This is a genomic window from Paraburkholderia sp. RL18-101-BIB-B, assembly GCF_046026985.1.
Lineage (GTDB): Bacteria > Pseudomonadota > Gammaproteobacteria > Burkholderiales > Burkholderiaceae > Paraburkholderia.
In genome coordinates this window covers 22,851-41,274 of record NZ_JARESV010000003.1, presented here as the reverse complement: position 1 = coordinate 41,274, position 18,424 = coordinate 22,851, and the positions used below count along the sequence as shown (strand labels likewise).

The window sequence follows — 18,424 nt, the reverse complement described above, 5'->3', positions numbered from 1 at the left end:
TGGATTAGCTGAGCGGTTTGCCCGCAGCGTCGTAACGCGTCCAGTAGTGGTCGAGCTTTTGCGTGCGCAGCGCATTGTCGAGATATTTCGTTTCGAACCAGCCATCGACCTCGACCGGCTGGCGGATCAGTTTGAGGTTCAGCGCATCCGTCGCGACGGCTTTGTAGCGACCCACGATGAACGGATCGATCAACGGTGAGTTGCGATCCTTCAGCTTCTGATTGGCGAACTCGGCCTGCCACGACGAATAGGGCACGCCGCTTTTGGCCCATAGCTTGAAGAGGGCATCGCGGTTCGCTTCGTCGGAGGACCATTGCGCGCCTTGCACGAACACGTTGACGACACGCTGCACGATGTCCGGATGCGCATGATCGAAGTCATCGACCACAAGCAGGTGCGACTGCCGCGTGAATTGCGGACCGTCGTTCTGCGATTCGTAGACCACCTTCGCAAGGCCCTGATCGCGCAGCTTGTAGACGTGGTAATCGTTGACCGACGCGTCGATGCCCTTGGAGGCGAGCGCCGCGAGCGAACTGGCGGTGTCGAGATTGATCACGCGCAGGTCGCGCTCGTTTAGCTGATTCGCGGCGAGCGCGTTGTCGGCGACGAGCTGCAGATTGGTGCCGCGAAAGATCGACACGCGCCGGCCCTTCAGGTCCTTGATCGAACGCACATCCGAATCGGCAGGCACCGCGACCTTGATGCCGGTGCGCACGCCCGAGGCGAGCAGCAAGTGCGTTTTCAGGCCATTGGCGCGGGCGAGCACCGCCGGGAGATCGCCCTGGAAAGCGAAGTCGAGCGATTTGTCGGCGATCGCTTCATTGACCGCCGGGCCCGCGCCCTTGAAGAACAGCCACTCGACCTTGATGCCGTCGGCGGCGAATTCCTTTTCGAGTGACTGCTGCAATTGCACGGTCGCCGCCGGCGAGCCGCCGAAGGAGGGCGGATCGCCCGTGCCTTGCTGCGCGACGCCGATGCGGATCACCGCGGGCTTGTCGGCATAGGCGTGAGCCGCGGCAAGCGAGAGGGTCGCCACGGCGACGAAAGACTTCAGCAGACGGAAATAGCGCATGCGCAAATACCAATCGAGGGTTGGAGAGCGGTGTAAAAGCTCGGGTTGGCGGATAACCGGCGCGCCGGTCGCCGGAACTACACGTTAGATTCGCGTGCGCTCGAATCCAACCAATCATTGCAGATAAGAAAATCTGCAGAAGTGCGAACCGTGCGACGGGCAGCGCCACTGCGTGGCGCGCCATGAAGCCAGCGCGGAAATCCCGATTTGCATAGTTGAATTCGTCGTTTTGCCGGCGTGAATCGCATGGCTACCATGCAACGCTTCAGCCATTCATGTGAAGCCCGGATCATGTCCACTGTTGCTTTTCCGTCGACCGCCGTCGACGCTCAAACGCCCGCCGACAGCGCGGCGCGGCCCGCTATCATCCGTAGCGCGCAAGACGTTTCGCGCATCGTCAATGCCGGCGCCGCGAAGGGCAGCAATGCGCGCATCGTGATTGCCATCGCGCTCGGCGGTGTCTTTCTGGATGCTTACGATCTGACCTCGCTTGCTTATGGGATCAAGGACATCGCGCGTCAGTTCTCGCTGTCGCCGGTCCAGGTGGGTTTCGTTTCATCGGCCATTACCTTCGGCGCGATTCTCGGCGCGCTGTTCGGCGGTTATCTGACGGATCGCATCGGCCGCTATCGTGTGTTCATGGCCGACATGCTGTTCTTCGTGGTCGCCGCGATCGCGGCCGGTCTCGCGCCGAATGCGTGGGTGCTCGGCGGCGCGCGGTTTCTGATGGGTTTCGGCGTCGGTCTCGATCTGCCGGTGGCGATGGCGTTTCTCGCGGAGTTCTCGCGCGTGGCGGGCAAGGGCAACAAGGCGGCCAGCGTCGCCGCGTGGTGCCCGGCGTGGTATGCGGCCACGAGTACCTGCTATCTGCTGATCCTCGGCCTCTACGCGATTTTGCCCGAGCATCAGCTTGGCTGGCTGTGGCGTCTGACGCTGGCCTTTGGCGCCGTGCCCGCCATCGCGATCATTCTCGTGCGCAGCCGTTATATCAGCGAATCGCCGGTGTGGGCCGCGAATCAGGGCAATCTCGACGAAGCCGCCCGCATCCTGAAACGCTCGTATGGCGTGGATGCTGTGGTCGAGAAAAGCGACACGCCGGTTAAAGCGCCGCGTGCCGCTTCATGGCGCAACTACGGTGTGCTCTTCAACGCAACGTATCGCCGCCGCACGATTCTCGCCGCGGTGATCGGCAGTGCTTCCTCGTTCGGCTACAACGCGATCATCTTCGGCTTGCCGGTGATCATCACCAGCTTCTTCCAGCAGGGGCCGCTCACGACGATCATCGCCGCGCTGGCGCTGAATCTGGCGTTCGCATTCGTCGGCGGCCTGATCGGCGTGCGCACCGCGCCGACGGTCGGCGCATGGAAAATGACGGTGCTCGGACACGCGCTGCAGTTCGCCTCGCTGATCGGACTCGCGCTGATCGGCAAACCGGGCAGTGGTGCGCTCGTCGTGGTGGCGATCCTGCTGCTCGGCGGCTATCTGTTCGGGCAAGGTTTCGGACCGGGCTCTCATTCGATGACGTATGCGTCGCTGAGCTATCCCACCTCATTGCGCGGGATCGGCGTGGGTTTCAACCAGACGCTGGTGCGCTCCGCCTCGACGGTCTCGCTGTTTCTCTTTCCGGTGCTGGCCGCCGCGCTCGGCACGAAGGTGTTCTGGCTGATCGCGATCGCGCCGCTGAGTTCGCTGCTCACGTTGCTGGTGATTCGGTGGGAGCCGTCGGGCTATGACATCGACGGCGAGGATTACGCGGAGCCAGCCGTGACGGGAACGCGATAATGCCTGCGCGTATCGCTCAACCGGATACGCCGCCGTCGCGCGGTCGCCGTCGCGTGCTTGGCCGTTTGGCACTCGGCAGCCTCGTTGCTTCGCAAGCTGCGGCAGCGAGCGAATTGCTCAAGCCGCTCGAGGTCGCGCCGTCGAGCCGCGTGCCCGGCGCGCCCATACTCGAGCATCCGTACGGCGTGCCGTCGCCGCATGAGGCGGATGTCGTGCGGCGCAGCGCACGCGCATGGCCGCTGCCCGGCGCGGCTTCGTCGATGACCCCGCTCGCCGATTTGCACGGCACGCTCACGCCCAACGGTCTCGTCTACGAACGTCATCACGGCGGCGTGCCCGATATCGATCCCGATCAACACAGGCTCGCGATTCACGGACTCGTGCGGACGCCGAAACTGTTCACGATGGACGACCTGCTGCGCCTGCCATCCGAATCGCGGATTCATTTTCTCGAATGTTCCGGGAATACCGGCAATGAATGGAACGGGCCCAGCGGCATGCCCGTGCAACTCACACATGGTCTGCTGTCGTGTTGCGAATGGACCGGCGTGCGTCTTTCCACCTTGCTGGAAGAGGTCGGCGGTGTATCGGTGTCCGGCAACGGAACACAGGGCGGCTGGTTAATCGCGGAAGGCGCCGACGCCTCTGCAATGACCCGCAGTTTGCCGCTCGAACGGATACTCGATCGCGCGCTCGTGGTGTACGCGCAAAACGGTGAACGCTTGCGTCCGGAGAATGGTTATCCGTTGCGTCTGATCGTCCCCGGATTCGAGGGCAATACCAACGTCAAGTGGCTGCGTCGGCTGAAGGTGGTCGACGCACCACTGCAAACGCGCGAGGAAACCTCGAAGTACACCAGCCTGCTCGCGAACGGCACCGCGCGTCAGTTCGCGTTCGAGATGGACGCGAAGTCGGTGATCACGCGGCCGTCACCGGGGCATCGGCTCACCACGCACGGTTATTACCCGATCACCGGTCTGGCCTGGTCCGGGCGCGGCACGGTCCGCAAGGTCGAGGTCTCGACCGATGGCGGGACGACGTGGCGCGCCGCGCGTCTCGTCGGCGCGATCCATGATCGCGCGTTGACGCGCTTCGAGGCGGACTGGCGGTGGGACGGCGGCGCCGCCGCGGTTCTGTCGCGCGCTACGGATTCGACCGGTTATGTGCAGCCGACGCGTGCCGAACTCGTCGCCGCGCGCGGGCTGAATTCGCAGTACCACTACAACGCGATTCAGCAGTGGCGCGTGGACGCAAGCGGCGAGGTGCGTAATGCGTGAGAGGCTTTCGCGATACACGCTTGCTCGTGCGGCGCTGGCCGTGCTGCTGGCGCTGACGGCGCTGACGTCGTGTTCATCGGTGACGCCGGGCGCGCGCAGCGCTGATGCGAGTCACGACATCGGCACGCCGCTTACCGAGCAAGACCTCGCCGCATGGAACATCGACATCGCGCCGAATGGCCGCGGCCTGCCGGCGGGCAGCGGCGACGTCGCCACGGGCGCGCACATCTTTGCCGCGAAATGCGCGGCCTGTCACGGCGCGCAGGGCCAAGGCGGTCTCGGCGATCAGCTCATAGGCGGGCAGGGCACGTTGACGAGCGCAAAGCCGAAGCGCACGGTGGGCAGCTATTGGCCGTACGCGACCACGCTGTTCGACTATATCCGCCGCGCGATGCCCTACAACGCGCCCGAATCGCTTTCCGCCGACGAGGTGTATGCGGTGAGCGCATTCCTGCTCAACCAGAACGGCATCGTGCCGGCGAATACGCGGCTTGACGCGGCGTCGCTGCCGCGCGTGGTCATGCCTAATCGCGATGGTTTCGTTGCCGATCCACGTCTTGGGCGACTTTAAAGGCTCGATGCATGGATGCATCCAGAGGCGATCAACTGCCCGGAACGCGTTAAAGCATCGGGTTTATCACTCCAGCAGATAACAGTATCGGATTTGCTTCGTTGTCGGCGCGCGCCCGCGCCGGTAAATTCGTCTGACTGCGCCCTAGCCGGCGTTTCCGAACAGATTCGACGAAGAGTTTCCTGTGACGACTGCCTTTGCACCTACCGCCGCCAGCGAGACTGGCCGCGTTCATCAAGCTCAGCCCATCGAAATTCGCGCTTTCGACGGCCCCGTCGGCGCGGAAGTGCTGGGCCTCGATCTCGGCCAGCCGCTGAGCGACGACGATTTCCGCCGCATTCACCGCGCGCATCTGGATCATCACGTGCTGGTGTTTCGCGACCAACGCATCACACCGGATCAGCAGATCGCCTTCAGCCGCCGCTTCGGTCCGCTGCAGATTCATGTGCTGCATCAGTTCCAGCTGATTGGCTATCCGGAGGTGCTGGTCGTCTCGAACATCGTCGAGAATGGCCAGCCGATCGGTCTCGGCGATGCCGGTCACTACTGGCATTCCGACCTGTCGTACAAGGAGAAGCCGAGCCTCGGCTCGCTGCTGCACGCGCAGGAACTGCCGGCAGAAGGCGGCGACACGCTGTTCGCCAACATGCACCTGGCGTACGACACGTTGCCCGCGCATTTGCGCGCCGCGGTGGAAGGGCGTTCGGCGGAGCACACGTATCTCGCGAAATACGCCGAGCTGCAAAAGCGCAGCCCGTGGCGCCCGAATCTCTCCGCCGAGCAGATCGCGCAGGTGAAGCCGGTCGTGCATCCGATCGTGCGCACGCATCCGGAGACCGGACGCAAGGCGCTCTTTGTCGGCGAGCATTTCACGACCCGCGTGATCGGCTTGCCCGAAGACGAGAGCAAGCAGTTGCTCGACGAAATATTCGCGCATAGCGTGCGGCCCGAGCATCTGTACCGCCATCAGTGGGCCGAACACGACATGGTGTTCTGGGACAACCGCTCATTGATGCATCTCGCGGCCGGCACGCCGGATCATCTGCGCCGCAAACTGTATCGCACGACGATTGAAGGCGACGTGCCGTTCTGACGGCAACGTGGCCCGCTTTGACCACTGCTTTTACCAAAACTACACGCTCACACGCTGACCGGAGTTCCGATGCTCGCCATGTTTCGCCCGACCGCCGCGCGGTCGTCTTTCGCTCGCCGTTTGACCGCGACGCTGCTGACTCTGTCGACGGCTGCGGCCGGTCTCGGCGCAGCCACGCCCGCGCATGCCGAAGGGCAGATTCGCGTGGCCGAGCAGTTCGGCATCGTCTATCTGCTGCTGAACGTGGCGCGAGATCAGCAGTTCGTCGAGAAGGAAGGGCGTAAGCAGGGGCTCGATATCAAGGTCGACTGGGTGAAGCTCTCGGGCGGCGCCGCCGTCAACGACGCGCTGCTCTCCGGCGCGGTGGATATCGCCGGCGCGGGCGTGGGCCCGTTGCTCACGATCTGGGATCGTACGCATGGCAAGCAGAACGTGAAGGGCGTGGCGTCGCTCGGCAATCTGCCGTATTACCTCATCAGCAACAATCCCGACGTCAAGACGATTGCCGACTTCAGCGAGAAGGACCGCATCGCGGTGCCGGCCGTCAACGTGTCGGTGCAATCGCGCGTGCTGCAATATGCGGCGGCGAAACGTTGGGGCGACAAGGATTACAACCGCCTCGACAAGTTCACGCAGGCTTTGCCGCATCCCGACGCGGCCGCGGCGATCATCGCGGGCGGCACGGAAATCACCGGACACTTCGGCAATCCGCCGTTTCAGGAGCAGGAACTGGCGGGCAATCCGAAGGCGCACATCGTGCTCAATTCATACGACGTGCTGGGCGGCCCGAGTTCGGCGACCGTCCTGTACGCAACGGAAAAATTCCGCGACAACAATCCGAAGACGTACCGCGCATTCGTCGACGCGCTCGCCGACGCGGCGCGCTTCATCACGGCGAATCCCGATGCCGCGGCCGATATCTATATCCGCACGAATCAGTCGAAGATCGACCGCAATCTGCTGCTGAAAGTCATCAAGGATCCGCAAGTGCAGTTCAAGGTCGCACCGCAGAACACGTTCGGACTCGCGCAGTTCATGCATCGCGTCGGCGTGATCAGGAACGAACCGAAGTCCTGGAAGGATTACTTCTTCGACGACCCGGCGACCGCCACCGGAAGCTGAACATGAGTGCATACGCGAGCATCGCTGGATATCTATCGGCCCGAGTGGTCGGCTTACAGGGAGCGATCTGATGGTGGCCAATCCTACTGTGCTGTTTCCGAACCGCGCTGAAGCAACCGCGCCGGCGACCAGCGAAAAATTGCTTGCGGTCGAAAACGTCAACCTCGAATACCGCACGCGTGAGCGGATCGTGCGCGCGACCCATGACGTGAGTTTCGACGTCTACGGCGGCGACCGTTTCGTGCTGCTGGGACCGTCCGGTTGCGGCAAGTCGACGTTGCTCAAGGCGGTGGCCGGCTTTATCGAGCCGACATCCGGCAGCATCTCGCTCGACGGTCAGACTATCCGAGGCCCCGGCGCCGATCGCATTGTCGTGTTTCAGGAATTTGACCAGTTGCCGCCGTGGAAGACCGTATTGCAGAACGTGGCCTTTCCGCTGCGTGTCGCGAAGAAGCTCTCGCGTGCGGAGGCCAACGAACGGGCGCTGCATTATCTGGAGAAGGTGGGGCTTGCGTCATTTGCCAACGCTTATCCGCATACGTTGTCGGGCGGCATGAAGCAGCGCGTCGCGATTGCGCGCGCGCTGGCGATGCAGCCGCGCGTGCTGCTGATGGACGAGCCCTTCGCCGCGCTCGACGCGCTGACTCGCCGCAAGATGCAGGAAGAGCTATTGCGTCTGTGGGAAGAGGTGAACTTCACACTGCTGTTCGTCACGCATTCGATCGAAGAAGCGCTGGTGGTGGGCAACCGCATTCTGCTGTTGTCGCCCCATCCGGGCCGCGTGCGTGCGGAGCTCAACAGCCATCAATTTTCGCAGGACAGTTTTGGGCGCAGCGATTTTCAGCGCAGCGTCGCGCGTATTCATCACCTGTTGTTCGAAGAGGCGGAGGCCGTGCAATGAGTTCTCCCGCCACCTTGCTGCCGCCGGTTCGCGAGGAGTACGAGCGTCCGCTCGAACCGCTCGGCGAGCTCGTGCTCGAAGCCCCGCTGCCGCTCGGCAAGCGCCTCTTCGCGCAGAGCTGGTTGCGCAAGACGCTGATTGCGCTGGTGTTGATCGGTATCTGGGAAATCGCCGCGCGCGCGATCGACAACGATCTGCTGTTGCCGACGTTCGGCGCGACGTTCAGTGCGTTCGTACAAGGCGTGTGGTCGGGCGAACTGCTGCAAAAAACGGCGGTGTCGATGTCCGTGCTGCTGCGCGGCTATCTGCTGGGCGCGGCGCTCGCCTTCGTGCTGACGTCGCTCGCCGTGTCGACGCGTCTGGGCCGCGATGTCCTGTCGATGCTGACCGCGATGTTCAACCCGCTGCCGTCTATCGCGCTGTTGCCGCTCGCGTTGCTCTGGTTCGGCCTCGGTACCGGGAGCCTGTTGTTCGTGCTGGTCCATTCGGTGCTTTGGCCGCTGGCGCTGAACACCTATTCCGGTTTTCAGTCGGTGCCGGCGACGCTGCGCATGACCGGCCGCAACTACGGGCTCACCGGCATGCGCCATGTGCTGTTGATTCTGGTGCCGGCGGCGTTGCCGGCGATTCTGGCGGGCTTGCGGGTAGGTTGGGCGTTTGCCTGGCGTACGCTGATTGCGGCCGAACTCGTGTTCGGCGCGAGTTCCGGCAGCGGCGGTCTCGGCTGGTACATCTTCCAGAATCGCAACGAACTGTACACCGACCGCGTTTTCGCGGGCCTCGCCGCGGTAATCGTAATCGGCCTGCTGATCGAGCATCTGGTGTTCGATACGCTCGAACGCGTGACCGTACGGCGCTGGGGCGTGCAGCACTGACGGCCGCAATCATGGCGCCACCTGCGCGCGCCGCAAGAACTGAACGGTTGCGCAACGATCCTGTCGAACTATCTGGTGCTGGCGACTACTCTAGTGTAGAAGGCGCCTAAGTATGACGAAAGGTGCGCTGCACAAAACCTGACGAAACTCCCGGTTGCTGTCGCTGCCGCCGTGAACTACAAATCTAAGGGTGCGCCACGGTTCGCCACCATCGGGCCGTGCTTCTCATTGACACACGATGTTTCGTAACAAGGCAAGCGGGCCGTCCGTGACGGTGAATACGCAAAAGCCCTGGCCCCGAATCAGATAGACAAGGAGACTCCCGCCATGGGTATGCGCCCAGATCCCACGTTCCATGCATCACCGAAACTCGCGATGGATGCGCCCGCGGAGGAGTACGCCTACACCGTGCTTCTCAGCCCCGATTTCTCGCAGCCCGACGCGCTCGCCGTCATCGACGTGAAGCCCGGTTCGCCCACTTACAGCCAGGTGGTTCACACCGTGCCGGTGCCGTACAAGGGGGACGAATTCCATCATTTCGGCTGGAATGCCTGTTCGTCGTCGCTCTCGCCGCTGACCGGCCACGCATTCCTCGAGCGACGCTATCTGATCATTCCGGGCATGCGTTCTTCACGCATTTACATCGTCGACACCGATCCGCATCCGACCCAGGCGAAGATTCACAAGATCATCGAGCCCGAGGAGATTTTCCGCAAAACGGGCTACTCGCGCCCGCACACGGTTCACTGCGGGCCGGAAGGGATTTACGTCAGCACGCTCGGCGGCGCAGGCAAAGATGGCACCGACGGGCCGCCGGGCATCTTCATCATGGACTGCGAAACGTTCGAGGTCCTGGGCCGCTGGGAGATCGACCGCGGGATGCAGGAGAAGCACTACGATTTCTGGTGGAACCTGCCGCGCGACTATATGGTGTCGAGCGAATGGGCGTTGCCGCCGCAATTCGAGAACGGCATCGTCCCCGAGGATCTGCTGTCGAACAAATACGGGCACCGCATCCACTTCTGGGACTTGCGGGGCCGGCGCAACGTGCAGACGCTTGACCTCGGCGCGAACCATCAGATGGCGCTAGAAGTGCGGCCCGCGCACGATCCGAGCCGGGAGTACGGCTTCATCGGCGTCGTGGTCGATACGACGAACCTGGAAGGGTCGATCTGGACGTGGTGGCGCGAAGGGGGCGAGTTTCACATCGAGAAGACCGCCACCATTCCGCCCGAACCCGCGGCCACCGAACAGTTGCCGCCGCTGCTGCAGGGTTTCGGCGCGGTGCCGCCGCTCGTCACCGACATCGATCTCTCCATCGACGACAAATTCCTCTATGTCGCCTGTTGGGGCACCGGTGAGATGCGCCAGTACGACGTGACGGAACCGCGCAAGCCGAAGCTCACGGGATCGGTTCACATCGGCGGGATCGTGCGGCGCACGCCTCATCCGAACGGCAAGACCTTTGCGGGTGGCCCGCAGATGGTGGAGATCAGCCGCGACGGCAAGCGGGTCTACTGGACCAACTCGCTCTATTCGACCTGGGACAACCAGTTCTATCCGGACGGCGTGCCGGGTGCGCAGGTCATGGCGCGGGCCGAGCCCGGCGGCGGGCTCGCGTTGGCCGATGACTATTGGGTGTCGTTTCCAGACGGATACCGGGCCCACCAGATCCGGCTCGAAGGCGGAGACTGCTCGACCGATTCGTTCTGTTACCCGTCGGTGGGCGTTTGATCGGGGGAGGCTGGTCGCAGACCGGCCTGTGGTTGGCCATTCTGGCGAGCGGTCTCTATCACGGGATCAACCCGGCGATGGGATGGCCGCTCGCCGTGTCGAGCGGCTTGATGGAGCGGCGCGCGCGGGCGCTGTTCAGCGCGCTCATCTATCTTGCGGTTGGACACGTGCTGGCGGTGTTATTGGTGATGCTGCCGTTCGCCATGCTGGCCATCCTGCTTGCCTGGCAGCGCGAGATCCAGATCGGCGCCAGCGTGCTCGTGATCGGCTTTGGCGTTGTCCTGCTGATCCGGCGACGTCATCCGCGTGTCCTCGTGCGGATTCCGCCGTCACGGCTCGCGCTGTGGTCGTTCGCCGTTGCCATTGCGCACGGTGCGGGACTGATGCTCGTACCGATTTACCTCGGACTGTGCAGCGCTTACGACATGGATCGAGGACATCGGGCCGCGCAGACTCTGATCGAAGCGAATCTGGGGATGGCGCTGCTTGTCTCGGGTGTGCATGCGTGCGCGATGATGGTTGCCGGTGGGCTTCTGGCCTGGCTGGTCTACCGCTACCTGGGGTTGAAGTTCGTGTCGCGGAGCTGGTTCAATCTGGATGCGGTCTGGGCGTTGAGTCTTGTCCTGGTTGGCGCGCTCTCGTTGGCGCTTAATGCCGCGGTGGTCAGCGGCGAGGTGTGATCGGGCGCGTGTGCGTTTCGCCAGGCCGGCTCTTGCCGCCGGTTGCCGCCGTGCATTCGCGTGCGGCGGCAACCGGCGGGACATCATTGATATTGCCGCAGCGGTCTGAACGCCGCGCGAAGCTCCTCGGTGAAGAGTTGCGGCTGTTCCCATGCAGCGAAGTGACCGCCCTTGTTCACCTCATGGAAATAAGTGAGCTTGGGATAGGCGCGCTCGGTCCAGCTTCGCGGCGCCCGATAGATCTCGCCGGGAAAAACCGTGACGGCAACCGGAACCGATATCTCAGCGGTACGCTGTTCCAGCGCGTTGAAGTTGTTATTGTTGTTCTCCCAGTAAAGCCGCGCCGATGAGGTCGACGTGTTCGTGACCCAGTACAGCGTGATGTCGTCGAGCATCTCGTCCTTGGTGAGCGAGCGCTCGGGATCGCCGCCGCTATAGGTCCACGCCGCGAATTTGTCGTACATCCAGGCGGCCTGGCCCGCGGGCGAATCAGCCAGGCCGTAGCCCTCGGTTTGCGGGCGCGTGACCATCATGGCGGCATACCCGCCACCCTTTTTGTACAAGTTGGCGAGCGATTGGTACGCCGCCTTCTCCCCATTCGACAGCCCGGCCGGCGCCGGCTCGCCGCTGTTGAGTGCCTTCGCGACATCCGGCGGCACCGTCGCGGGCATGTTGACGTGAATGCCGAGCAGGCCGGCGGGAGCCTGACGCCCCATCGCATCCGCGATCACGGAACCCCAGTCGCCGCCTTGAGACACGTACTGCTTGTAGCCGAGGCGCTTCATCAGGACGTCCCACGCCCGCGCGATGTGATCGGGACCCCAGCCGACCCCCATGGGTTTGCCGGAAAAGCCGTAGCCCGGCATTGAGGGAATGACGACATCGAAGGCGTCCTCCGCACGGCCGCCGTGAGCGGTTGGATCGGTCAGCGGACCGATGGCCTTTTCGATCTCTAGCGGCGAGCCTGGCCAGCCGTGGGTGATGATCAGCGGCAGCGCGTGCGGATTGCGCGATTTCACGTGGATGAACTGGATATCCACGCCGTCGATCGTGGTCACGAACATCGGCAAGGCATTCAGCCTGGCCTCCGCCTTGCGCCAGTCGTAGTTCGTCCCCCAGTGCTGCACCAGCGCCTGAATTCTGGCTTCCTGCACGCCTTGCGATTGATCGGCAACCGTCTCCCTGTCGGGCCACCGCGTCGCCGCAATGCGGTGGCGGAGGTCGACGAGCGTGTCGTCCGGGACATGGATGTGGAACGGGCGGATCGAGTCGTCTTCAGCCGCGACGCGCGGGCTCGCGGAAGGCTGATCCGCGGCCGAAGCCGGCTCGGTGTAGCTGAAGGCCGCGGCCACGGAAAGCGCCAGGGCGGCGGCTGAAGTGGCGAACGAGCCGCGCCGGATTGGCGCCGTCGAAACCATGGGCATGGGGATGTCTCCTTGAATAAAAGTGCGCAATTTGCAACCGTGCACAATGTGCGTAAGACCATTGTGGTACGGATTGACGGTGGCTCAAATGACGGATAGGGTCATGATTAAGGACATCGAATTCATCGGATGTTTGACTTGACGAAGCGCGGAGGCCGCCATGCACCGGATCGGATATTTGTTGGGCGATCGTTTTCAGGTGATGGCGCTCGCGTCACAGTCGGTTTTCGAGTACGCGAACATTGCGGCGGGCGAAACCTTCTACAGCATCGAGAACTTTTCGGTAGCGGGTGGCGAGGTGCGTTCGTCGCTCGGCATGGCGGTGGGCACGCGACCGCTTGGCGGGCGCATGGCGATCGACACGTGGATCGCCGCGGGCGTCAACAACCCGCTCACCGCGCCGCCGTCTGCCGAAGTGCTCAAGTTCCTGCGCAAGGCGGCGATGCGCGCGCGGCGCATCGCGGGCATCTGCACAGGTGGTTTCGTACTGGCCGAAGCAGGGCTGCTCGCGAACCGGCGCGCGACCACGCATTGGGCGTATGCCCGCGAGATGATGGGCCGGTTTCCGGACATCCAGCTCGACGAAGATCGCATCTACGTGGTCGATGGCCCGATCTGGACCTCGGCCGGCATGACTGCTGGACTCGATCTCGCACTCGGGATGGTCGAGAAGGACCTCGGCGCCGATATCGCGCGTTCAGTCGCGCACAAGCTGGTGATGCATCAGCGGCGCTCGGGTGGCCAGTCGCAGCATTCGGAAATGCTCGATCTCGCACCCAAGTCCGACCGCATCCAGGACGCGCTCAACTATGCGCGCAAGCATCTCAGCCGGCCGCTCACCGTCGAGGAACTCGCGAGTCAGGCGCACCTAAGCCCGCGGCAGTTCAGCCGGGTGTTCACCCTGGAGACGGGACAGTCGCCTGCCAAGGCGATCGAGGGGCTGCGGCTCGAAGCCGCGCGGTTGATGATCGAAAAGAGCCGGCACTCGCTGGAGGTGATCGCGAAAGAGACGGGGTTTCGCGATCGCCGGCATATGCGCGAAGTGTTCATGCGCGGATTTGGCGTGCCGCCGCGGGAGATGCGGCGTGAGGCCCGGCCGGGTGAGCGATAAGACGACCACTCTGTAGACGGTGCCGAGCACGTCGGCTTACTGCGACGCTTCCAGTTGCACCCGTTCAAGCTCCGCATGCGCCTCATCGGCCTTGCGTTGCCGCTCGGCGATTTTCTTCGCGCTCTTGCCGTTGGCCTTCGCTTCCTGCAGGTCGTGCTCGCGTTCAGCCAGTTTCTTTTGCGACGCGACCACCTTGCGTTGCGCCTCGCTGCGCAGCACGGCATCCGTGCAGTTCGCGTTCATTTGGGCGAGGGCGGTTTCCAGACCATCGACGCGCTTCGCATTGCCGTGCGTTTGCGCGTAGGTGATTTCTTTTTCGATCGAACTGCGCTTCGCATCGCAGCCGTTTGCTTGAGCAGAACAAACCATCGGATAGACAACCATGCCGAGCAGGAATACCTTGACCGCCGTTTTCATGAGAGACCTCACAATCGTGGTTTGTTGTTCTTCCATCGTGCGTTTTGCAGCGATGCTGGCGCTTTCGTCATCCGGAATTGATCAATGCAAGTCTGATCGGCGAGAGCGTCTAACTCAAAATGCATTGCTTGTTCTTGGACGTTTCAGCTTGAGCAGTGACTTTTCGGCCGACCAGTTTATCCTTCTTGCACGGCTCATGGATTTGCTTGTTGCCGGTGGCAGACTTTAGCTGGTTGATCAGACTTTGATTGCGTTACGGCGCAGTCAATCGAAGCAAAGGTCAACGTCGTCGCGTTGAATGACTGCGCCGCAAACTCAAGGTTGACATTCACGGTCGACGCCCGTTATCGGCACACGGCGACGTCGAGCGATACCGGCAGCGCCGCGTCTTCGATCACACTGGCTTGATGAGTCCGAGTTGCTGCAGGGCGGTGACGCCATCGTCCAGGCCGATTTCTTCAACGATCATGCCGTCCTTGAGCCGCAACACGGTCGTGCCGGTGAAGCGCATGGTCCGGCCGGTCGCCGCAGGCAACGAGCCGACGAGGAAATCGCGGAATGCCGGACCGGTATGCGTGCCGCCACCCTCCCAACGGCCCACGACATAGTCCCCTTCGGCGATGAGATCGGCCGCGCCCCAGAAGTTGAGGTCCGGGAACGCTTCGCGGAAACCGGTCATGAAGGCCTTGATGTCTTCGCGGCCACGGCGCGGCTCGTGCAGCGAGTATTGAAGATGCATGTCAGGAGCGGCGAGTTCGTCGACGATGCCGAGGTTGCAGGTCTTGCCCCAGAAATCCGTAAACCAGCGGCCCACGACGGCCTTGTTGTCATCTTCTTTGGACATGGTGAATTCCTCATTGACTGTGGTTGAACGAGGAAAACGCAATCGCTTCCCTCTGCCTGAACAATATGGGCGCAAGCAGTCGGCCGCCTTCCGTTTCTTGCTGCAATACTCGCGTTGCGCGCAATTCCAGTTGAGCATTGGACAGGGGATAACGGATGCGCCCATCCATCGACACGCGTGCCGGCCGCAGTCGAAACGGGCGCCCTCCGACCGTCGTAATTTTTTCGTAGGGAATCGACCATTTTTCAATGGTCATTCTCGCTTTCATCGCATCTCCGGCTGGCGGTTTCTTCACGTGCAAGGAATAGTCAGGTAACGACTGTTATCCCGCCGGCAGCCGCGCGCGGAGATTTCAAAGCGGCGTGGAATAGATCGCAATGACGAGGTGTTGTGTCAGCAGACCGGGTGAACTGGTCGCCCACACAACAACAGGCTCAAACATGCTCAACTCCTTCATTTCCCGGCGGCGTCTGATGGCGGCGGGGTCCATGGCCTCATTCGGCGTGCTGTTCTCGAAGCTTGCGTCCGGCGCGACCACTCCCGACGCCGAGCCCGCCGCAAGCATGGCGACGAGTGTCGTTCCGGCATTTCTCGGCTCGTCGCCGCAAACGCTGCCGGCCCTGCCATGGGCCGACAATGCGCTCGAACCGACCATTTCGGCGCGCACCATCGGCATTCATCACGGCAAGCACCACCGGGCGTATTTCGGCAATCTGCACAAGCTCCTTGCCGGCACGCCGCTCGAACAGGCATCGCTCGAGCAGGTCATCATGCAGTCGCATGACCAGCCCGCGCTCGCCGACGTCTTCAACAACGCCGCGCAAGCATGGAACCACAACTTCTACTGGAACTCGCTGAGCCCGGCGCCGAGCGCGCCGAGCGCGAAGCTTCAGGCGGCGATCGTGCGCAAGTTCGGTTCCGTCGATGCGCTCGGCAAGACGCTCGTTGCGACTTCGGCCTCGCAGTTCGGCAGTGGCTGGGGATGGCTCGTGCTCGATCGCGGAGAACTCGCGGTCGTCAAGACGAGCAACGCGGAGACGCCGTTCACGCGCGGACTCGTGCCGCTGCTCACCGTCGATGTATGGGAGCACGCGTACTACCTGGACTACCAGAACCGCCGGCCGGACTATCTCGTTGCAACGGTCTCGCGCCACCTGAACTGGGCGTTCGCCTCGGCCAATCTCGACCGCGTCTGACGAGGGGCGGTTGCAGGCTTTCATCATATCGGGTCAACAAGGAGCATCGCCATGATTCGCTTGTCACGCAGAACGCGCCATTCGATCAGCGCCGTATGGTTGTTGGCGGTAGTCGGCACGTCAGCCGGCGCCGCGCCGATCGACCCACCCGATGCGCGAGCGCTCCTGAGCGCGACCGCATCCGGCGTGCAGATTTACTCGTGTGAATACGATGCGAAGCACACGCTCGGCTGGGTGTTCCGCAGTCCGCGCGCCACGTTGTTTGACTCCAGCGGGGCCGCGGTGATCGAGCATTCGGCGGGACCGTCCTGGGAAGCCCGCGACGGCAGCCGGATCGTGGGCCATGTTCTCGCGCAGATGCCGAGCGACACGCCGAACGGCGTACCGCAGCTCCTGCTGGAAACACGTTCGACGGGCGCGCAGGGCATGTTGAGCGAGGTGCGCTACGTGCAACGCACGATGACCGCAGGCGGCGCGGCGCCAACAGCGCCTTGCACCGTCGAACACGCGGCGGGCAACTCGCCGTACATCGCCACTTATACTTTTTTTAAGTAGCAAGCGGCGGAAGACGTTGGCCTCTCGCGCATGGTGACCGGTCAAATTAATTCGGATTACTACAGTTTAAAAGTCGATGGAATAGAGGGGCCGTTCGCGTGTTTTATGAAGCAAGAGGCAAATGAACGGACCGCCTGGTTTCAACGCACAACGCAGACCATGAAAACTGAATTCATCGCTCATCAAGATTGGACGGAATGGCTGGACAGGCTGTCGGATGAAGCGCCGTGCGGCCCTGATCTCGAATACGACCCGCGATTCCGCGAACTCGAGGAAGCCGTCGGCGGACGTCCTGAAGTGGAATATGGCGCCACGCTCGTCGCCGCCGTACCGCCCGACTGGGCGGCGACGGACGCCTTGTGCGTCGAGTTGATGGCGCGCACGCGAGACCTGCGTGTGGTCGCGTGGCTTGCGCGAGCGCGGCTTGCTCACGAGGGTATTGCCGGTCTCGCGGATGGCCTCACGCTTGCCGCGGCGCTTCTCGATCGCAACTGGGATCACGTCCATCCGCAACTCGACGCGAGCGACGGCAACGATCCCACCGTGCGGATCAACGCACTCGCCGCATTCGTGGATGCAGCCGGTCTGCTCGCCGAGCTCATGGATTGCCGGCTCGTGCCGCATGACGTGCCTGTCACCTTGCGCGAGTGGTCGTATGCGAATGGCGAGACCGTTGCCCCCGACGGCCGTGGGGTCATGAGCCTTGCGGAGATCGAAGCCGCCACGGCCTCGTCGCCGGAAGCGGCGCTGCGCGCGAAGACCGCATCCGACATGGCGCTCGCCAACGCCGAGGCGCTCGAACGCGTGTTGACGGAGCGCGTGGGCGTGACGCAGGCGCTCGAACTGCACGCGCTCAAGACCTTGCTTCGCCGGGCGGGAGCACTGCTGGGCGGATGCCTGAAGGAGCAGGGCATCGCGGCGGAGCCAGCCGCGCCGGCGGGCGATCGCGCAACCGAAACGAGGTCCGCGGCGGCCGGTGACGTTATCTCGAGCCGCGCCGACGTCGCGGCGACGCTGGACCGCCTGTGCACGTATTACGCCAGGCACGAGCCCGCGAGCCCGGTGCCGCTCCTGCTCGCACGTGCGCGCGGCCTGATCGACAAGTCGTTCGTCGATCTGCTCAAGGAACTCGCGCCGGAAGGGCTCGCGCAATTGACTCAGGTGATTGGAACGGCGGCCGCCGATTTGCCGGCCACCTGATTCGAATCGCGTCGCATCACATTGTTTTCACTGAGGAGGATCACAGGATGGCCAAGGAAAGCAGTCAGAAGTTCATTGCGCGCAATCGTGCGCCGCGCGTGCAGATCGAATACGACGTCGAAGTCTATGGCTCGGAGAAGAAGGTCAATCTGCCTTTCGTGATGGGCGTGCTGTCGGACCTGTCGGGTCAGACGCAAGAGCCGCTGCCGCCGGTTACCGAGCGCAAGTTCGTCGAGATCGATATCGATAACTTCGACGAGCGGCTGCGCTCGATGAAGCCGCGCGTCGCGATGCACGTCGACAACACGCTGACGGGCGAAGGAAAGATCGGCGTGGACATGACCTTCGAGAGCATGGACGACTTCTCGCCGGCTGCGATCGCCCGCAAGGTCGAGCCGCTCGCGAAGCTGCTCGAGGCGCGCAGCCAGCTGCAGAACCTGCTCACCTACATGGATGGCAAGACCGACGCCGAAAAACTCGTCGGCCAGTTGCTCGAAGACCCGGCGCTGTTGAGCGCGCTCGCCGCCGCGCCCAAGCCGCAAACGAGCCAAACCGACGATTCGGAATAAA

The 18,424-nt window shown here is 63.1% G+C and carries 19 protein-coding genes; 14 read left to right on the top strand and 5 right to left on the bottom strand.

Annotation, left to right across the window (positions count from 1 at the left end):
• Positions 1-4: 4 nt before the first annotated feature.
• Positions 5-1,072, bottom strand: a complete 1,068-nt coding sequence (locus tag P0D73_RS06055; RefSeq protein ID WP_132374446.1) for an ABC transporter substrate-binding protein — start codon at positions 1,070-1,072, stop codon at positions 5-7.
• Between the two features lie 291 nt (positions 1,073-1,363).
• On the opposite strand from P0D73_RS06055, the gene P0D73_RS06050 reads away from it, so the two are divergent.
• The 9 genes from P0D73_RS06050 (at position 1,364) to P0D73_RS06010 (ending at position 11,107) form a co-directional block, all read left to right on the top strand.
• The gene (locus P0D73_RS06050) at positions 1,364-2,854 is read left to right on the top strand and encodes an MFS transporter (protein ID WP_408430335.1); all 1,491 of its coding nucleotides are present in this window, start codon (positions 1,364-1,366) and stop codon (positions 2,852-2,854) included.
• Positions 2,854-4,131 carry a sulfite dehydrogenase gene (soxC, locus tag P0D73_RS06045; protein WP_408430332.1) on the top strand — a complete coding sequence of 426 codons (1,278 nt, stop codon included), beginning with the start codon at positions 2,854-2,856 and terminating at the stop codon, positions 4,129-4,131. The genes P0D73_RS06050 and soxC overlap by 1 nt, the downstream gene beginning before the upstream one ends.
• Positions 4,124-4,702, top strand: a complete 579-nt coding sequence (locus P0D73_RS06040) for a c-type cytochrome (protein WP_408430329.1) — start codon at positions 4,124-4,126, stop codon at positions 4,700-4,702. The genes soxC and P0D73_RS06040 overlap by 8 nt, the downstream gene beginning before the upstream one ends.
• A 184-nt stretch (positions 4,703-4,886) precedes the next feature.
• On the top strand, positions 4,887-5,795 hold the full coding sequence (locus P0D73_RS06035; RefSeq protein ID WP_408252783.1) for a TauD/TfdA dioxygenase family protein: 909 nt from the start codon (positions 4,887-4,889) through the stop codon (positions 5,793-5,795).
• Positions 5,796-5,864: 69 nt separating this feature from the next.
• On the top strand, positions 5,865-6,917 hold the full coding sequence (locus P0D73_RS06030; RefSeq protein WP_408430327.1) for an ABC transporter substrate-binding protein: 1,053 nt from the start codon (positions 5,865-5,867) through the stop codon (positions 6,915-6,917).
• Positions 6,918-6,987: 70 nt separating this feature from the next.
• Positions 6,988-7,818 (top strand): ABC transporter ATP-binding protein, encoded by an 831-nt coding sequence (locus P0D73_RS06025; RefSeq protein WP_408430324.1) that lies wholly within the window; start codon positions 6,988-6,990, stop codon positions 7,816-7,818.
• Positions 7,815-8,693, top strand: coding sequence for an ABC transporter permease (locus tag P0D73_RS06020; RefSeq protein ID WP_408176700.1), 879 nt, complete (start codon positions 7,815-7,817; stop codon positions 8,691-8,693). The genes P0D73_RS06025 and P0D73_RS06020 overlap by 4 nt, the downstream gene beginning before the upstream one ends.
• A 327-nt stretch (positions 8,694-9,020) precedes the next feature.
• Complete coding sequence (locus tag P0D73_RS06015; protein WP_408430322.1) at positions 9,021-10,427, top strand: selenium-binding protein SBP56-related protein; 1,407 nt, start codon at positions 9,021-9,023, stop codon at positions 10,425-10,427.
• The gene (locus P0D73_RS06010; protein ID WP_408176703.1) at positions 10,424-11,107 is read left to right on the top strand and encodes a hypothetical protein; all 684 of its coding nucleotides are present in this window, start codon (positions 10,424-10,426) and stop codon (positions 11,105-11,107) included. Before P0D73_RS06015 ends, P0D73_RS06010 begins: the two co-directional genes overlap by 4 nt.
• Before the next feature lie 83 nt (positions 11,108-11,190).
• Here P0D73_RS06010 and P0D73_RS06005 read toward each other — a convergent pair whose 3' ends face one another.
• Positions 11,191-12,531, bottom strand: a complete 1,341-nt coding sequence (locus tag P0D73_RS06005) for an epoxide hydrolase family protein (RefSeq protein ID WP_408430320.1) — start codon at positions 12,529-12,531, stop codon at positions 11,191-11,193.
• 160 nt (positions 12,532-12,691) lie between these two features.
• On the opposite strand from P0D73_RS06005, the gene P0D73_RS06000 reads away from it, so the two are divergent.
• Positions 12,692-13,642 carry a GlxA family transcriptional regulator gene (locus P0D73_RS06000; protein ID WP_408176705.1) on the top strand — a complete coding sequence of 317 codons (951 nt, stop codon included), beginning with the start codon at positions 12,692-12,694 and terminating at the stop codon, positions 13,640-13,642.
• Between the two features lie 36 nt (positions 13,643-13,678).
• On the opposite strand, the gene P0D73_RS05995 is transcribed toward P0D73_RS06000, so the two are convergent.
• The 3 genes from P0D73_RS05995 to P0D73_RS05985 form a co-directional block, all read right to left on the bottom strand.
• Positions 13,679-14,059 (bottom strand): DUF1090 domain-containing protein, encoded by a 381-nt coding sequence (locus P0D73_RS05995; protein WP_408176706.1) that lies wholly within the window; start codon positions 14,057-14,059, stop codon positions 13,679-13,681.
• A 394-nt stretch (positions 14,060-14,453) separates the two neighbouring features.
• Entirely contained in the window at positions 14,454-14,903 is a 450-nt protein-coding gene (locus tag P0D73_RS05990; protein ID WP_408430318.1) for an ester cyclase, read from the bottom strand.
• 10 nt (positions 14,904-14,913) lie between these two features.
• On the bottom strand, positions 14,914-15,171 hold the full coding sequence (locus tag P0D73_RS05985; protein WP_408282305.1) for a hypothetical protein: 258 nt from the start codon (positions 15,169-15,171) through the stop codon (positions 14,914-14,916).
• A 172-nt stretch (positions 15,172-15,343) separates the two neighbouring features.
• Between P0D73_RS05985 and P0D73_RS05980 the strand changes: the two genes are divergently transcribed.
• The 4 genes from P0D73_RS05980 (at position 15,344) to tssB (ending at position 18,423) form a co-directional block, all read left to right on the top strand.
• Entirely contained in the window at positions 15,344-16,099 is a 756-nt protein-coding gene (locus tag P0D73_RS05980) for a superoxide dismutase (protein WP_408430316.1), read from the top strand.
• Positions 16,100-16,150: 51 nt separating this feature from the next.
• Positions 16,151-16,654, top strand: a complete 504-nt coding sequence (locus tag P0D73_RS05975; RefSeq protein WP_408311314.1) for a DUF3455 domain-containing protein — start codon at positions 16,151-16,153, stop codon at positions 16,652-16,654.
• 159 nt (positions 16,655-16,813) lie between these two features.
• Positions 16,814-17,854, top strand: coding sequence for a type VI secretion system protein TssA (gene tssA, locus P0D73_RS05970; protein WP_408430313.1), 1,041 nt, complete (start codon positions 16,814-16,816; stop codon positions 17,852-17,854).
• A 47-nt stretch (positions 17,855-17,901) separates the two neighbouring features.
• Complete coding sequence (tssB, locus tag P0D73_RS05965) at positions 17,902-18,423, top strand: type VI secretion system contractile sheath small subunit (protein ID WP_408176714.1); 522 nt, start codon at positions 17,902-17,904, stop codon at positions 18,421-18,423.
• Position 18,424: the final 1 nt, after the last annotated feature.